This is a genomic window from Pseudomonas sp. LG1D9, assembly GCF_002949995.1.
In the GTDB taxonomy this organism is placed as follows: domain Bacteria; phylum Pseudomonadota; class Gammaproteobacteria; order Pseudomonadales; family Pseudomonadaceae; genus Aquipseudomonas; species Aquipseudomonas proteolytica.
This window is the reverse complement of the sequence record NZ_CP026881.1, coordinates 3,469,779-3,486,833: the sequence shown is the minus strand read 5'-3', so window position 1 is coordinate 3,486,833 and position 17,055 is coordinate 3,469,779. Positions and strand designations below refer to the sequence as shown.

Below are 17,055 nucleotides of genomic sequence, written 5' to 3'. Positions count from 1 at the left end.
GGATCAACTCCTGTGTTGAACGTTGGCAGCGGGGTGCTCCGACTCCGCCGTGTGCTGGCCGCCCTGGGACAGGCGTTTGGCCTGGTACATCGCCGCATCGGCGGCATTGAGCAAGGCGCCGGGAGTGGCGCCATGATCGGGATAAACCGCGATACCGATACTGAGTGAGGTCAACACTTCGGTGTTGCCCGGCAGCGGGATGGGCAGGTCCATGCTGGCGATGATTTTGTCGGCGATGCGCTGGGCATCTTCGAGCTTGTGCAGGGGCGAGAGCAGGATGGCGAACTCATCGCCGCCCAGGCGCGCTACCAGGTCACTCTCGCGCAGTTGCGCCCGTACGCGCGCGGCGACGGCGACCAGCACGGCGTCACCGGCGGCATGCCCGAAGTTATCGTTGATATCTTTGAAGCGGTCGCTGTCGAGGAACAGCACCGCCACCCGCTCGTTGAGCTTGGCTGCACTGCGCAGCGCACGGATCAGCCGGCCCTCGAAGAAAGCACGATTGGGCAGCCCGGTGAGGCTGTCATGGCTGGCCAGGTGGGCGAGGGTTTCGTTTTCGCTTTGCAGATGGGTTTGCCAGGCTTCGAGTTCGTCGAGCAGGGCATTGAAGTCGTTACCCAGGCTGTCGAGTTCGGCGATCTGTGCCGGCGGCACACGGCGGTCGAAAGCCCGCTCGCTACGTGCGGCGTGGGCGACGTCGGCCAGGCTGTGCAGCGGGCCGGTGATGCCGCGCAACATGCGCCGCGCCAGGTAAATCGCGACCCAGCCACTGATGGCTGTACAGATGATGATCCCCGCCAGGCCACTGAGCAAAAAGCGCAACAGGCTACCACCGTGGCCGCTCAACTCGACGGTGCCGATTTTCTTGCCTTGGTGCAGGATCGGTTGGCTGATGGGTTCTTCCAGCAGTGTGTGGGCCAGCTCCAGCTCCACCTTGGACAACACCCCCGTTTCCGGGCGCACCCAGTGCGCCAGGGTATTGCCATTGAGGTCCAGCACCCGGGCTTCGGCCACTTCTTCAGTGGAGGCAATCAACGCCAGGGCTTCGGTGGCCACTACGCGGTCGTTGAACACCACCGCAGCTTCCACGGTGTAGTTGATCGAGCGGGCGATCAGGTGCAGGTTGTGATCGGCATAGACCCGCAGGGCCAGCACGCCCAGCAGGGTCAGGGATACGCTGGCCATGGCGACCGCCACCAATGCCACACTCAGGTGCCCGCGACCAAGGACCGAACGTAATGTAGGGCGGGTTTTGGCGTTGCGCAGCCTCATGGTTCCGGCGCTCGACGACGGGACAACTGCAAGACGCTGGGATGAATACGCACTCCGCTGCGGGCCACGGAGTCGAGGTTGACCTCGAATGACACCTGCTCATCACTGACCCGCAGGCAGAACAGGCTGCCCACTGTGCACTGGTCGCCGCCTTCGCTGATGCTCAGCACCGGGCGCCCGATCAAGGCCGTGAACAAATGACTGCGCTCGTCAGGGGAGAGCTTGCCGATATACAGCGCGTCGCAGGCATTGACGATATTGGGGTTGTCGGCCAGCAAACGCTGGACCACCACCGGCCGCCCCGTAGCCTGGGTGGTGCCCTTGACCAGGTCATCGGTGTATTGGGTCGGGCCAACGATGCACAAACGCAGTTGGCTGGGCTCAACCGGCCATCGGGCGTAGCTGAGAATCCCCAGTACCACCTGGGTGACGGCCTGGGCCCGCTGGTCGGCCGCACTGGCGGTAGACGCCTGGGCAAAAGCCAGAGGCGTGACGAGGCACAGAACGGCCGATAGCAGCAATCGTCTCCAGCTCCAACTACGCTCTGTGGGCGAGACAGCCACGTTCATGCAGCGATTCTCTATGATCTTCTCGGGATGATGCCGCAACGATAGCATATCGGCGGAAACCCCATCGAGACGGGGCCTAGGTAGATTCCGCCATTTATCACGAAAAACCGACACATCAGTCAGGTTTTTCCTGCGCCATCATGTCCCAAGTTCCAACATCAGCCCGCTTAAACGTTTCACCTTGCGCCGTACCGCTTCCTCGAAAACCCCACCACGGGTTTCGATCAAGCTGAAGCGGTCTTTCGCGCGGGTGATGCCGGTGTAGATCAGCTCTTTGGTCAGTACCGGGTTCAGCGCATCCGGCAGGATCAAGGCCGTGTGGGCGAACTCCGAGCCCTGGGACTTGTGCACGGTCATGGCGTAGACGGTTTCTACATCGTTGAGCCGGCTGGGCAAGACAAAGCGCACCCCGCCCTGGCCATCGTTGCGCGGGAAAGCGACGCGCAGCACCTGCGGCCCGCCGTCAGTTTCGGGCAGCTTCAAGGCGATACCGATGTCCCCGTTCATCAAGCCCAGGCCGTAGTCATTGCGGGTCATCAGCACCGGGCGGCCTTCGTACCATTGCTGGTCGCTATCGATCAGCCGGGCCTTGAGCAGCGCGGCGGTGATGCGTTGGTTGAGGCCTTCCACGCCCCAGGGGCCCTTGCGCACCGCGCACAGCAACTGGAAGGCATCAAAGGCTTGCAATAACTGGCGCGCCCAGTCGGTCCAGCGCGGATCGTCCCGGGGTGTCTCGGCTGCCGGCCGCGAGGTGCGCAGCTGGTTCAGGTAGTAGCGATAGCCCTGGGCATCGGCGCCCTGCCCGTCCAGCACCAGGCGCTCGAGGGCGCGGTCATGCTCGCCCTTGAGGCGCAGGCAAAACAGGTCGTGGCTGCCGGCGTCCAGCAGTTGGCGAGCCTGTTCGGGGTTTTGCTGGTTGACCCAACGCGCCAGTTGGCCGATGCCACTGCCTTCGCCGAAGCGCCGGGAATAACGCAACATCACCACTTGTTGCGCGAGGGGATGGCTGGCGTCGAGGTCTTGCTCCAGGCCGCTGCCCGCCAGCGTTTCGCCGCTGACACTTTCCAGCCATTGGCGGGTGCCGGGGCTGTACCAGCCCGCCTCGGCATCGCGGCACAAATCGCCGAGCACCGCACCGGCTTCCACCGAAGCCAACTGGTCCTTGTCCCCCAGCAGCACCAGGCGCGCATGGGCTGGCAAGGCATCCAGCAGGTTGGCCATCATTTCCAGGTCGATCATCGAGGCTTCATCGACCACCAGCACATCCAGCGGCAACAAGTTGCCCGCGTGATGGCGGAAATGCCGGGTGCCGGGACGGCTGCCCAACAGGCGGTGCACGGTGGTGACCTCGGTGGGGATTTTTTCGCGCACGGCTTCGGCCACGTGCAGCGAGCGCACTTGCTGGCTGATGGACTCGGTCAACCGCGCCGCCGCCTTGCCGGTGGGCGCCGCCAGGCGGATGCGCAAGGCCGTGCCCTGCTCCACCGCTGGCGCTTGCAGCAATGCCAACAGGCGCACCACGGTGGTGGTCTTGCCGGTGCCGGGGCCGCCGGTGACGATGCTGAACGCCCCCCGCGTGGCCAGGGCGCAGGCGAGCTTCTGCCAATCGACCACGCCATTGGGAGGTGGCTGGTCGAACAGGCCGTTCAAGCGCTGGGGCAGGTCCGCCGAGACCGTTTCCTGCACGGCCAGACGCTGACGCAAGGCGCTGTCGATGCGTCGCTCATAGGTCCAGTAGCGCCGCAGGTACAGGCGCTTGCCCGACAACACCAAGGGCCGGCTCTGCGCTGCAGCACTGCCATCCACGGCCAGCGCCACCAGCGGGCTTGCGGCCAGGGCATGGCACCAATGGGCGCCGTCCAGGCCGTCGAGCAATTGCGAGGGCAACAACATCACGCCACTTGAAAGATCACCTTCAGGGGGCAGCGACAGGGCGAAATCCGGGGCATTCAGGGTCTCGAACAGATCCAGGCACACGTGCCCGTGGCCCAGTTGGTGACTGGTCAGGGCAGCAGCCAGCAGCACCAGAGGATCGGCCTGTGGGTCGAGTTCGTGGAGAAAGCCGACGAACGCCTTGTCCAGCGAGCGCAGCCAGCCGCGCTCGACCCAGCGCTCCAGCAGGTGCACCAGGTCGTCGGCACGCTCCAGCGGTGCCAGTGCCTCCAGCGGCACAGTCGAGAGGCTCATAACAGGACTCCTTGTTCCCAGGCGGGTTCGACCTTGGGCGGTTGCGGCTTGCCCTGGAACAACAGGTCCAGGCGCTCGATCAGTTCACGTGGCGGCCGGGTGAAATACGCCCCCTGGCTCACGGCTTGGCTGCCGCGCAGGAACAGGTAGAGCGCGCCACCCACGTGCCGGTCGTAATCGTAATCGGGCAGGCGCGCCTTGAGCTGGCGGTGCAGGGCCAGCAGGTAGAGGACGTATTGCAGGTCATAGCGATGGTCGAGAATCGACTGTTCCATGGCCTGTTGGGTGTAGGCCGCGTCGTCGGCGCCGAGCCAGTTGGATTTATAGTCGGCCACGTAATAGCGGCCGTCATGTTCGAAGGTCAGGTCGATAAAGCCTTTGAACATCCCGTTGAGCATTACCGGTTCGGCAGCCACCCGCGACACACCGTCGTGGGTGTATTGGCAGACCAGTTGGTCGAGGGCGAGCACATCGACTTTATGGCTGGCGAACCAGAACTCCATTTCGATCTGATAGTGCTGCAAGTCACCCAGGGTCAACGATTCCGGCCCCTGGCCCAGGCTCAGTGGCGCTTGCAACAGGTGCCCAAGCCAGCCGCTGAGGGTGCCGATCCAGCCTTCCCAGCCGCGCCGGTTGCAGCGCCGTGCGACAGCATCTTCGATGGCTTCGGGCGTTACGTCGAAGCCATCGTTGCCGGCCCACTCCAGCAGGCCGTGGAGAAAGGTCCCGGGATTGGGCCCCCGTGGGAATCGATGAATGTCGCCGCCAGACGCGGCAACTTCGCGCGGGGCATCCGGGTCCAGGCGTTCGTCGTCGAACAGCTTCTGCGCTTGTGGGCTTTCCGGGGCCTCCAGGCTGGCGGCGCTCATGCTTTCGCCAATGCGCAGGGCGCTGTAGGACGCAATCCACCAGTTTTCCGCAGCCTTGCGCTTGGGCAGCAGCGGCGCGAGCAAGGTCGCGTCATTGCGCGGTGGCTGGTAGGTGCTGCTCTGGGCCTCTGGCATGTGCCCGTAGGCAATCGCCGCGCAGCCGTCCTGCAAGTCCATCAGCCAGCGGGCCAAGGCTGCGGATTCCGCCAGGGCCGCGCCACCACCCAACAGATAACCCAGCGCCGACAGGTGCAACACCGAGCTGTTGGTATTACCTCGCTTGAGGTCGGCCACACCGAGCCAACAGGCATGTTTGGCCCGCGTCAGCGCCACGTAGAACAGGCGCAGGTCTTCAGCCAGGCGTTCGTCATCGGACTGGGCGATCAGTTCGGCGGTGGGTTTGAGGCTGACCTGGGACTTGCCGTGGGCATCGTGGTAGTGCAGCGGCAGGCGACTGCCGTCGACGGGCTTGGCCGAGCAGATGAACGGCAGGAACACCAGATCGTATTCCAGGCCCTTGGATTTGTGGATGGTCACCACCTTGACCAGTTGCTCATCACTTTCCAGGCGCAAGATCTGCTCTTCGCCGGCCTGGCCCGACAGCGCCAGATGCTCCGCCAGATGGCGGATCAGTGCCTGTTCGCCATCTAGCTCAGCGGCGGCTTGTTGCAGCAATTCGCACAGGTGCAGCAGGTTGGTCAGCACCCTTTCACCATCGCTGCGGGCAATCAGGGTTTGCGGCAACTTGAAGTCATGTAGCAGGCGTCGCAGCATCGGCAACACGCCCTGGGTCCGCCAGATCACGCGGTAATCGCGAAACTGCATGACCCGCTGTTCCCAGGCCAGTTCGTCCTGGTTCAGTTGCTCCAGTTGCGCCAGCGACAGGTTGAGGGTGACGCAGGCCAGGGCCGCGCGCAGCGGGCGCTCCACGTCCGGCTCGGCGCAGGCCTTGAGCCAGGCGAGTACGTCGTGGGCTTCCTGGGAGGCAAACACCGAATCCTTATCGGACAGGTACACGCTACGCACACCGCGCGCGGCCAGCTCACCGCGCACGGCCTGGGCTTCCTTGCCGTCACGCACAAGGATGGCGATGTTCGACGGTTGCACGGGGGAGAAGTCGCCATCCTTGACGAACCCTGCACTGCCTTGCTGGCCGCCATTGAGCAACGCGACGATCTGACTGGCACAAGCACCGGCCAATTGTTGGCGATAAAGCACGTTGGAGATCGGCTGGTCGGTGGGCAGGTGCCAGATATTCAGGGCTGGCACTATGTGGCCATCGACCTGCAAGTGCTCCTTGCGGCCTTGGGACGATACCGGCTGGAACGGCACCGGGTTCTCGCCGTCCGGCTGGCGAAACAGAAATGCCCCACGCCCGGTTTCTGCACGTTCGAACACGTGGTTGACCGCCGCGACCATCGCATGGCTGGAGCGGAAGTTGGTGCCCAGGGTGTGCAAGCGCCCGGCGGTGGCCTGGCGAGCACGCAGGTAGGTGTAGATATCGGCACCGCGAAAGGCGTAGATCGCTTGCTTGGGGTCGCCGATCAGGAACAGGCCACTGAGCGGGCTGTTGTCTTCAATGCGGTAGATGCTTTCGAAGATCCGGTACTGCACCGGGTCGGTGTCCTGGAATTCATCGATCAGGGCCACCGGGAATTGCTCGCGGATCACACTGGCCAGGCGCTCGCCGCCCTCGGCTTGCAGGGCCGCGTCCAAGCGGATGAGCATGTCGTCGAAGCCCATCTCGGCACGCCGGCGCTTCTCATCTTCAAAACGTTTACCGACCCAGGCCGCCGCGTGTTGGAGCACCGCGGCGTCGGGCGTGGGCAAGGCGTCCAGGCTGGCTTTGAGGCCCACCATGGCATCCAGGCCCGGATGATGCGGCGCGTCGCCCTTCCAGGCTTCGGCCATACCCTCTGGCGTCAGGCGGCTGAAGCCGGTGCCGATATCCAGTTGCTCCAGGGTTTCGTCCGCGGCCCAGGCGCTGATTTTCTCGAACCAGGGCTCGAAATAACGGGCCTGCATCTTGCGCCCATCAACAGCCTTGGCGGCGACGGCCTGCAGGCAGATCTCCCGCAACTCGGCGGCCCACTGCTGCCAGGGCGCCTTGAGCGCCACCAGGGCCTCGCGGCGCTCGTGCAGGCAGGCCTCGATCAGTTCGGCAGGCTCCCGTGGTTCGTCACTGGGGCGCTCGCTGCCGAACAAGGCGCGCACTCGCGGCATCAACGCCGCAGGCCCGCCCCAGTGGCTGCGCACCCAGTTCAGGGCATCGCCGTGCATCGGGTAGCAGAACAGCCGCCAGTAGTCGCGCAACACTTCGCCGAGCAGGTCGCTGTGGTCCGTTTCCAGGGTCTGGGTAAACAGGCTGCCACTGTCGAAGGCGTGTTCGCGCAGCATGCGCTGGCACCAACTGTGAATGGTCGAGACGGCGGCTTCGTCCATCCATTGCGCGGCAATGTCGAGGCGATTGGCGCAACCTGGCCATTGCTCGGCGCTGTATTCGTCGCGCAACTCGGCGATCAAGGTGTCGGGCTGCTCGATTTCATCACGAAAGTAGCGCGCCGCTTGTGCCAGGCGGGTACGGATACGCTCGCGCAACTCTTTGGTGGCAGCATCGGTGAAGGTCACCACAAGGATCTGCGGCGGCAGCAATTCACGGCCAAAGCCTTGCAGCTCGCCGCCGTGGCCGAGCACCAGGCGCAGGTACAACGCAGAGATGGTGAAGGTCTTGCCGGTGCCGGCGCTGGCCTCGATCAGTTGGCTGCCGCGCAGGGGAAAGGCCAGGGCCAGGGGTTTGATGGCGCTCATGGGCGGGCCTCTTCGCTTGTCAGTGATCGCCAGGGGGCGGTTATCAAGGGTCGATAGAGGGTTTCGCACCAGCCTTCGAAATCCTCGCTGGCGACCAGCGCTGCATAATCGGGAAACTGCCGGGTAAGGGCCGGGCTTTCGCGGCGCTCGCCGTCACTGTTGATGCCATCGCCTTCGTAGGCTTTTAGGGCCGCAGCCTGGGCTTTGTCCGGATCGGTCTGGCCGAGCCAGGCAAACGCAGTCTTGACCGCGACCGGCAGTGGTTCACTCATGCCGGCCTGCCAAGCCAGGAGCAGGTTGCCGAGGATATCCTGGGCAAGGCTTTGCTCCAGGGGAGCCAGCAAGAGTGTGTCGTCGCTGGCCACCAGGCCCGTGCTCAACGGAAGGCCACAGGCGCAGGCCACCAGGTGATTGACCCATGGGCGGATCAGGCGATGCCACTTGCGGGTCTTGATCGAGCCGATGCTGTTGGGAATGGTGGTCACGCTGAGCAAGCCGCCATCGCTGCGTCGGTGCAGGCCGCTGACCCAGCCTTCGAGTTCAATCCCCTGGTGTGCGTAGCTGACAGGTTCTGCGGTGTTGTGCGGCGTGGGCCAGAGTGCCAGGAGTTGCTGGTAGCGTTGCAACAGGTCAGGCAAAGGCTCGATCAGTTCGCTGCGCAGGCATTCGCCAAAGCCAACCATGGGCAGCAGGCCGCTGCCTTGCAGACGCTGGGCCTGGGCATCCAGGGCCTGCTCCAGATGATCCGGATCGCTCAGTGCAGCGGCGAGCAGGCTGTCGCTCAAGGTGTAGCGCTGCAGGGCGTCGAGGACAAAGGGCTCTTCATCGGCCAGGGGTACCTCGGCGGCTTCGAAAAACACTTTGAGGCGCTGGCTGAAGAAATGCCTGACGGGGTTACGCAGGAAGTCCTGCACCTGGCCCAGGCTCAGGGGTTCTTCCTGGACGTAGGCTGACAGGCAGGTTGTGTCGAGGGGCAGGTCTTGGGCTTCGTGCAACAACTGCCATTCGCGGGCGTAGCTGAACAGCGGATCACCTTCGTGGAAATAGCGCGCGCTGAAGGGTTGCAAAGGGTGTTCCTGGGTCATTGCCTCCAGCAGCGATTGCTCTTGGGCATGTTGCCAGCCGCTGGCGAGGTGATCGCGCAGTTGGCCGATCAGCACGGACGCCGGGCGCTCACTGTTGTCACGGATGCTGCGGCCGATCCAGCTTATGTAGAGTTGGTCGCGTGCTGAGAGCAAAGCTTCCAGCAACAGGTAGCGGTCGTCTTCGCGACGAGAACGGTCGCCGGGGCGGTAGTCGCTGCCCATCAGGTCGAAATCCAGTGGCGGTTGGGCGCGTGGATAGTCGCCATCGTTCATGCCCAGTAGGCACACCAGCTTGAACGGGATCGCACGCATCGGCATCAGGGTGCAGAAGTTCACCGCGCCGGCGAGGAAGCGCTGGGACAGGCGGCCCTGGTCGAGACCGGCCAGCCAAGCCTCACGGACCACCGTCAGCGGTAATTCGTCGTACAGGCCGACGGATTCGCAGGTTTCCAGCCAGTCTTCCCGCAGTTGCTCCAACTGGCCCAGCAGATAGTCATCGTGTTCATTGCTGGCCAGGAAAAAGCGCTGCATCAGGTCTTGCAGGCGTACGCCCCAGGCTTGCGGTGTCGCCGGTTGTGACAGGGCTTGGTGTGCATCGTGCAATGCGTCTAGCAAGGCTACCAATGGGCCGATCAGCGCAGCATCAAGGCCGCCGATTTCATCGTAGGGCTCAATGCCGGCGCAGGCGGCACCACTGCCAACGGCGTAGCCCAGCAGCATACGGCGCAGGCCGAACCGCCAGCTGTTTTGCTCCAGCTCACTGGGCAGGCCAAGACCTGCACGCTGCTCGGCGTTCAGGCCCCAGCGGATGCCGGCCCCTTCTATCCAGCGGTGCAGAGTGGGCAGGTCGCGCTCCTGGATGGCGAAGCGTTCACGCAGGGCGGGAACGTCCAGCAAGTCGAGTATTTCGCTGACCGGAAAACGGCTGTCGGGAAGTTTCAGCAGGTGCTCGACGGCGATCAACAGTGGATCGCGGCCCCGTTGGCCCTGGTCAGTGAGGGTGAAGGGGATGAAGCGCGGGTCTTTTTTGTCCAGTTGACCGAATACCGCACGGATATGCGGCGCGTAGCTGTCCACATCCGGGACCATCACGATAATGTCGCGAGGCCGCAGCGCGGGATTTTCGCTGAAGCGCTGTAGCAGTTGGTCGTGGAGGATTTCCACTTCCCGCTGGGCGCTGTGGGCGATGTGGAAGCGGATCGAGGTGTCGTGCTGCAGATCGACGGCGGGCCAGCGCTCTCGCGTTTCGGGGAGGGGGCGCAGTTCGAGGATGTCATCCTGCAGTTGGTTGAGGATTGTGGTCGGTTCGCTATCGCTGAACAGGTCGATGCGCCCGTCACGGAAAGCGGATCGGTAGCTGTTGGGATCGTCGTAGCTGTCCAGCAGGTTGATGTAATCGCGACCTTGCTTGCCCCAGGCGGCCAACAGTGGATGGGCGTGCTGGTGCAGGGTTTGCGGGTCGATGGTGACGGGCATCCCGGTCTTGCGCGCTTGGCGCTTGTATTCGTTTCGCAGTAGGTCTTTGTCGGCAACGATGTCAGACCAATGGTGACGGCAAGGGTTATGCACGCAAAGCAGGACCTGGCTGAAACGGGCCAGGCCGGCCAGCGCTTCAAGCGCCTGGGCGGGCAAGGAAGAGATGCCAAACACAATGACCCGAGACGGCAGGCCTTGGGGGGCGGTGTCCAGCTTGTTGATGCGCTCGATAAAGCGTTGGTGGACCCCGGCACGGCTCTGCGCCATACCCTCCTCGCCGACATCCAGCAGCAATGCCCGCCATAACTCGGCCTGCCAGCAGTTGGCCGGGCTCAGGGGTTTGGCCTCGCCTCGGCCGTTGCGCAGTTGGTGTCGACCGGCGGCCCAGTCTTCCAGCCAGTCCGCACGATAGACCTGGTATTGGTCGAACAAGTCGGCCAGGCGTTCCGCCAGTTGGTAGCGTTTACGCAGGTCGGTGTCATGGGTAAGGAAGCGTTGCAGGGGCTCGAAGTGCGGCTGGTCGATCAGCTCGGGCAAGAGGCGCATGAGACGCCAGGTCAGCGGGGCTTTGTCCAGAAGGGACTTGACCGGGATTTCGTCGCGGCCCAGGACCATGCGATAAAGCTGCCACATGAAACTGCCGGGCAACTGCACGTCGATTGCAGCGGCGATGCCACAGCCGCCCGTGTCGTCATCTTCTGGATCTTCAGCAAGCGCCAGTTTGAGCCATTGTGCGATGCCGTTGCTTTGCACCAGGGCGATTTCGTTTTCCAGGGGAGCCAGTGGATAGCGACGCATCCAACTGACGACCAGGCTGCGCAGCTCATCCAGGCGATTGCCGTGGACGACCATGAATCCAGCACTGAGGGACGTTGCATCCGGCATAACGGCTTCCTTGGGAAAAGCAAAATCGAGGCAGCGACTTTAGCATTGAAGGGCGTTATGGGCGGTGTTGGACTAAGCGCAAAATCCCATCAGCGCTTTTCTACCGCCCAAAACAAAACCCCAATTGCTTTCGCAATTGGGGTTTCGGAATTTAATCTTGACGATGACCTACTCTCACATGGGGAAACCCCACACTACCATCGGCGATGCATCGTTTCACTACTGAGTTCGGGATGGGATCAGGTGGTTCCAATGCTCTATGGTCGTCAAGAAATTCGGGTACTGAGTCGTGGCCAGCTGGCCTCGCTTCAGCAAATTGGGTATGTAATAGAAGTCGGTGTTTTGCGAGATCGAACTTTCGGTTCGTTTCGTCTTCACACACCGCAATCTGGCCTTTCGACGCAAATTGCTTGGGTGTTATATGGTCAAGCCTCACGGGCAATTAGTATTGGTTAGCTCAACGCCTCACAGCGCTTACACACCCAACCTATCAACGTCGTAGTCTTCGACGGCCCTTCAGGGAACTCAAGGTTCCAGTGAGATCTCATCTTGAGGCTAGTTTCCCGCTTAGATGCTTTCAGCGGTTATCTATTCCGAACATAGCTACCCGGCAATGCCACTGGCGTGACAACCGGAACACCAGAGGTTCGTCCACTCCGGTCCTCTCGTACTAGGAGCAGCCCCTCTCAAATCTCAAACGTCCACGGCAGATAGGGACCGAACTGTCTCACGACGTTCTAAACCCAGCTCGCGTACCACTTTAAATGGCGAACAGCCATACCCTTGGGACCGGCTTCAGCCCCAGGATGTGATGAGCCGACATCGAGGTGCCAAACACCGCCGTCGATATGAACTCTTGGGCGGTATCAGCCTGTTATCCCCGGAGTACCTTTTATCCGTTGAGCGATGGCCCTTCCATACAGAACCACCGGATCACTAAGACCTACTTTCGTACCTGCTCGACGTGTCTGTCTCGCAGTCAAGCGCGCTTTTGCCTTTATACTCTACGACCGATTTCCGACCGGTCTGAGCGCACCTTCGTACTCCTCCGTTACTCTTTAGGAGGAGACCGCCCCAGTCAAACTACCCACCATACACTGTCCTCGATCCGGATAACGGACCTGAGTTAGAACCTCAAAGTTGCCAGGGTGGTATTTCAAGGTTGGCTCCACGCAGACTGGCGTCCACGCTTCAAAGCCTCCCACCTATCCTACACAAGCAAATTCAAAGTCCAGTGCAAAGCTATAGTAAAGGTTCACGGGGTCTTTCCGTCTAGCCGCGGATACACTGCATCTTCACAGCGATTTCAATTTCACTGAGTCTCGGGTGGAGACAGCGCCGCCATCGTTACGCCATTCGTGCAGGTCGGAACTTACCCGACAAGGAATTTCGCTACCTTAGGACCGTTATAGTTACGGCCGCCGTTTACCGGGGCTTCGATCAAGAGCTTCGCGTTAGCTAACCCCATCAATTAACCTTCCGGCACCGGGCAGGCGTCACACCCTATACGTCCACTTTCGTGTTTGCAGAGTGCTGTGTTTTTAATAAACAGTCGCAGCGGCCTGGTATCTTCGACCGGCATGAGCTTACGGAGCAAGTCCTTCACCCTCACCGGCGCACCTTCTCCCGAAGTTACGGTGCCATTTTGCCTAGTTCCTTCACCCGAGTTCTCTCAAGCGCCTTGGTATTCTCTACCCAACCACCTGTGTCGGTTTGGGGTACGGTTCCTGGTTACCTGAAGCTTAGAAGCTTTTCTTGGAAGCATGGCATCAACCACTTCGTCACTCAAAGAGTAACTCGTCATCAGCTCTCGGCCTTAGAATCCCGGATTTACCTAAGATTCCAGCCTACCACCTTAAACTTGGACAACCAACGCCAAGCTGGCCTAGCCTTCTCCGTCCCTCCATCGCAATAACCAGAAGTACAGGAATATTAACCTGTTTTCCATCGACTACGCTTTTCAGCCTCGCCTTAGGGACCGACTAACCCTGCGTCGATTAACGTTGCGCAGGAAACCTTGGTCTTTCGGCGTGGGTGTTTTTCACACCCATTGTCGTTACTCATGTCAGCATTCGCACTTCTGATACCTCCAGCAAGCTTCTCAACTCACCTTCACAGGCTTACAGAACGCTCCTCTACCGCATCATCCGAAGATGATACCCGTAGCTTCGGTGTATGGTTTGAGCCCCGTTACATCTTCCGCGCAGGCCGACTCGACTAGTGAGCTATTACGCTTTCTTTAAAGGGTGGCTGCTTCTAAGCCAACCTCCTAGCTGTCTAAGCCTTCCCACATCGTTTCCCACTTAACCATAACTTTGGGACCTTAGCTGACGGTCTGGGTTGTTTCCCTTTTCACGACGGACGTTAGCACCCGCCGTGTGTCTCCCATGCTCGGCACTTGTAGGTATTCGGAGTTTGCATCGGTTTGGTAAGTCGGGATGACCCCCTAGCCGAAACAGTGCTCTACCCCCTACAGTGATACATGAGGCGCTACCTAAATAGCTTTCGAGGAGAACCAGCTATCTCCGAGCTTGATTAGCCTTTCACTCCGATCCACAGGTCATCCGCTAACTTTTCAACGGTAGTCGGTTCGGTCCTCCAGTTAGTGTTACCCAACCTTCAACCTGCCCATGGATAGATCGCCCGGTTTCGGGTCTATTCCCAGCGACTAGACGCCCTATTAAGACTCGCTTTCGCTACGCCTCCCCTATTCGGTTAAGCTCGCCACTGAAAATAAGTCGCTGACCCATTATACAAAAGGTACGCAGTCACCCAACAAAGTGGGCTCCCACTGCTTGTACGCATACGGTTTCAGGATCTATTTCACTCCCCTCTCCGGGGTTCTTTTCGCCTTTCCCTCACGGTACTAGTTCACTATCGGTCAGTCAGTAGTATTTAGCCTTGGAGGATGGTCCCCCCATATTCAGACAAAGTTTCTCGTGCTCCGTCCTACTCGATTTCATGACTAAGAGATTTTCGCGTACAGGGCTATCACCCACTATGGCCGCACTTTCCAGAGCGTTCCGCTAATCTCAAAGCCACTTAAGGGCTAGTCCCCGTTCGCTCGCCACTACTAAGGGAATCTCGGTTGATTTCTTTTCCTCAGGGTACTTAGATGTTTCAGTTCCCCTGGTTCGCCTCTTACGCCTATGTATTCAGCGTAAGATAACCATCTTATGATGGCTGGGTTCCCCCATTCAGACATCTCCGGATCAAAGTCTGTTTGCCGACTCCCCGAAGCTTTTCGCAGGCTACCACGTCTTTCATCGCCTCTGACTGCCAAGGCATCCACCGTATGCGCTTCTTCACTTGACCATATAACCCCAAGCAATCTGGTTATACTGTGAAGACGACATTCGCCGAAAATTCGAATTTCTCAACTAAGAGAACTCACAAATTTTACCTTAGCCTGATCCGTTACCAGTGAAAGTAACGTTCAGTCTATCTTTCTATCACATACCCAAATTTTTAAAGAACGAACTAGTCAAAGACTAGAAATCAACATTCACCATCACAACGATGGAATGCTCATTTCTAAGCTTTATACAAACAGAAGCAGTAGTGGTGGAGCCAAACGGGATCGAACCGTTGACCTCCTGCGTGCAAGGCAGGCGCTCTCCCAGCTGAGCTATGGCCCCGTATTTCTACAGGCGTTTCCCACACAAAATTGGTGGGTCTGGGCAGATTCGAACTGCCGACCTCACCCTTATCAGGGGTGCGCTCTAACCAACTGAGCTACAGACCCAATTTCGGGCTGCTTCTTTTCGTCTTCTTCAATGAATCAAGCAATTCGTGTGGGAACTTATGGAGCAGCTGATGTCGTCGATTAAGGAGGTGATCCAGCCGCAGGTTCCCCTACGGCTACCTTGTTACGACTTCACCCCAGTCATGAATCACACCGTGGTAACCGTCCTCCCGAAGGTTAGACTAGCTACTTCTGGTGCAACCCACTCCCATGGTGTGACGGGCGGTGTGTACAAGGCCCGGGAACGTATTCACCGCGACATTCTGATTCGCGATTACTAGCGATTCCGACTTCACGCAGTCGAGTTGCAGACTGCGATCCGGACTACGATCGGTTTTGTGGGATTAGCTCCACCTCGCGGCTTGGCAACCCTCTGTACCGACCATTGTAGCACGTGTGTAGCCCAGGCCGTAAGGGCCATGATGACTTGACGTCATCCCCACCTTCCTCCGGTTTGTCACCGGCAGTCTCCTTAGAGTGCCCACCATTACGTGCTGGTAACTAAGGACAAGGGTTGCGCTCGTTACGGGACTTAACCCAACATCTCACGACACGAGCTGACGACAGCCATGCAGCACCTGTCTCAATGTTCCCGAAGGCACCAATCTATCTCTAGAAAGTTCATTGGATGTCAAGGCCTGGTAAGGTTCTTCGCGTTGCTTCGAATTAAACCACATGCTCCACCGCTTGTGCGGGCCCCCGTCAATTCATTTGAGTTTTAACCTTGCGGCCGTACTCCCCAGGCGGTCAACTTAATGCGTTAGCTGCGCCACTAAGAGCTCAAGGCTCCCAACGGCTAGTTGACATCGTTTACGGCGTGGACTACCAGGGTATCTAATCCTGTTTGCTCCCCACGCTTTCGCACCTCAGTGTCAGTATCAGTCCAGGTGGTCGCCTTCGCCACTGGTGTTCCTTCCTATATCTACGCATTTCACCGCTACACAGGAAATTCCACCACCCTCTACCATACTCTAGTCAGTCAGTTTTGAATGCAGTTCCCAGGTTGAGCCCGGGGATTTCACATCCAACTTAACTAACCACCTACGCGCGCTTTACGCCCAGTAATTCCGATTAACGCTTGCACCCTCTGTATTACCGCGGCTGCTGGCACAGAGTTAGCCGGTGCTTATTCTGTCGGTAACGTCAAAATTGCAGAGTATTAATCTACAACCCTTCCTCCCAACTTAAAGTGCTTTACAATCCGAAGACCTTCTTCACACACGCGGCATGGCTGGATCAGGCTTTCGCCCATTGTCCAATATTCCCCACTGCTGCCTCCCGTAGGAGTCTGGACCGTGTCTCAGTTCCAGTGTGACTGATCATCCTCTCAGACCAGTTACGGATCGTCGCCTTGGTGAGCCATTACCCCACCAACTAGCTAATCCGACCTAGGCTCATCTGATAGCGCAAGGCCCGAAGGTCCCCTGCTTTCTCCCGTAGGACGTATGCGGTATTAGCGTCCGTTTCCGAACGTTATCCCCCACTACCAGGCAGATTCCTAGGCATTACTCACCCGTCCGCCGCTCTCAAGAGAAGCAAGCTTCTCTCTACCGCTCGACTTGCATGTGTTAGGCCTGCCGCCAGCGTTCAATCTGAGCCATGATCAAACTCTTCAGTTCAAACATCTTTGGGTTTTTAAGAAACCCTAAACTTGGCTCAGCAATCGTTGGTTACATCTTTGATTTCTCGCGGAGTAACTTGTGATGCTGATAATCTTGTTGACTATCAGTCTGACTCCACAAGCACCCACACGAATTGCTTGATTCAGTTGTTAAAGAGCGGTTGGTTAAGATCTTTCGTCTCAACCGAGGCGCGCATTCTACAGCAGCCTCATTTGCTGTCAAGTGGTTATTTTCAGAAGCTTTCGAGGTTTTCCTCAACAACTTCAACCACTTGCGCTTCCGATCTCTCGTCAGCGGGAGGCGAATTCTACAGCGTTACACGCTGCTGTCAACACCTCTTTTTCAACTTCCTTTTGACTTCGATGAACTGAAGCAACTTGCTGTCGAATTTCGCATAACTCATTGTTTACCAAGGAGTTTTACGTTTCGACTGCGCCGGAAGTGGGGCGAATTATAGACAGATATAATTCGCCGTCAACCGTTACTTTCACATTTCTGTCATATCGATCAAAAAAGCCCAGAAACGCAAAGGCCGGC

Annotated in this window: 5 protein-coding genes, 2 tRNA genes and 3 rRNA genes; all 10 read right to left on the bottom strand. The window is 59.4% G+C overall.

What is annotated here, in order from left to right; all coding sequences use genetic code 11:
• Window positions 1-3 precede the first annotated feature (3 nt).
• The gene (locus tag C5F71_RS16345) at window positions 4-1,272 is read right to left on the bottom strand and encodes a diguanylate cyclase domain-containing protein (RefSeq protein WP_104911524.1); all 1,269 of its coding nucleotides are present in this window, start codon (window positions 1,270-1,272) and stop codon (window positions 4-6) included.
• Window positions 1,269-1,841, bottom strand: a complete 573-nt coding sequence (locus tag C5F71_RS16340) for a YfiR family protein (RefSeq protein WP_104911523.1) — start codon at window positions 1,839-1,841, stop codon at window positions 1,269-1,271. Before C5F71_RS16340 ends, C5F71_RS16345 begins: the two co-directional genes overlap by 4 nt.
• Window positions 1,842-1,979: 138 nt before the next feature.
• Window positions 1,980-4,028 (bottom strand): exodeoxyribonuclease V subunit alpha, encoded by a 2,049-nt coding sequence (recD, locus tag C5F71_RS16335; protein WP_104911522.1) that lies wholly within the window; start codon window positions 4,026-4,028, stop codon window positions 1,980-1,982.
• Complete coding sequence (gene recB / locus C5F71_RS16330; protein ID WP_104911521.1) at window positions 4,025-7,705, bottom strand: exodeoxyribonuclease V subunit beta; 3,681 nt, start codon at window positions 7,703-7,705, stop codon at window positions 4,025-4,027. The genes recD and recB overlap by 4 nt, the downstream gene beginning before the upstream one ends.
• The gene (gene recC / locus C5F71_RS16325; RefSeq protein ID WP_104911520.1) at window positions 7,702-11,151 is read right to left on the bottom strand and encodes an exodeoxyribonuclease V subunit gamma; all 3,450 of its coding nucleotides are present in this window, start codon (window positions 11,149-11,151) and stop codon (window positions 7,702-7,704) included. The genes recB and recC overlap by 4 nt, the downstream gene beginning before the upstream one ends.
• A gap of 155 nt (window positions 11,152-11,306) precedes the next feature.
• A 5S ribosomal RNA gene (rrf, locus tag C5F71_RS16320) occupies window positions 11,307-11,422 on the bottom strand.
• A gap of 150 nt (window positions 11,423-11,572) precedes the next feature.
• A 23S ribosomal RNA gene (locus C5F71_RS16315) occupies window positions 11,573-14,466 on the bottom strand.
• Between the two features lie 247 nt (window positions 14,467-14,713).
• A tRNA-Ala gene (locus tag C5F71_RS16310) sits at window positions 14,714-14,789 on the bottom strand.
• 30 nt (window positions 14,790-14,819) lie between these two features.
• Window positions 14,820-14,896 (bottom strand) — tRNA-Ile (locus tag C5F71_RS16305).
• Window positions 14,897-14,978: 82 nt separating this feature from the next.
• Window positions 14,979-16,515 (bottom strand): 16S ribosomal RNA (locus tag C5F71_RS16300).
• The 16S, 23S and 5S rRNA genes sit together here with 2 tRNA genes alongside, the layout of an rRNA operon.
• Window positions 16,516-17,055 lie beyond the last annotated feature (540 nt).

What these genes read in the sequence shown, in the direction of transcription:
- C5F71_RS16345 (WP_104911524.1), bottom strand. Translation starts at nt 1,272, where the DNA reads ATGAGGCTGCGCAACGCCAAAACCCGCCCTACATTACGTTCGGTCCTT.
- C5F71_RS16340 (WP_104911523.1), bottom strand. Translation starts at nt 1,841, where the DNA reads ATGAACGTGGCTGTCTCGCCCACAGAGCGTAGTTGGAGCTGGAGACGA.
- recD (WP_104911522.1), bottom strand. Translation starts at nt 4,028, where the DNA reads ATGAGCCTCTCGACTGTGCCGCTGGAGGCACTGGCACCGCTGGAGCGT.
- recB (WP_104911521.1), bottom strand. Translation starts at nt 7,705, where the DNA reads ATGAGCGCCATCAAACCCCTGGCCCTGGCCTTTCCCCTGCGCGGCAGC.
- recC (WP_104911520.1), bottom strand. Translation starts at nt 11,151, where the DNA reads ATGCCGGATGCAACGTCCCTCAGTGCTGGATTCATGGTCGTCCACGGC.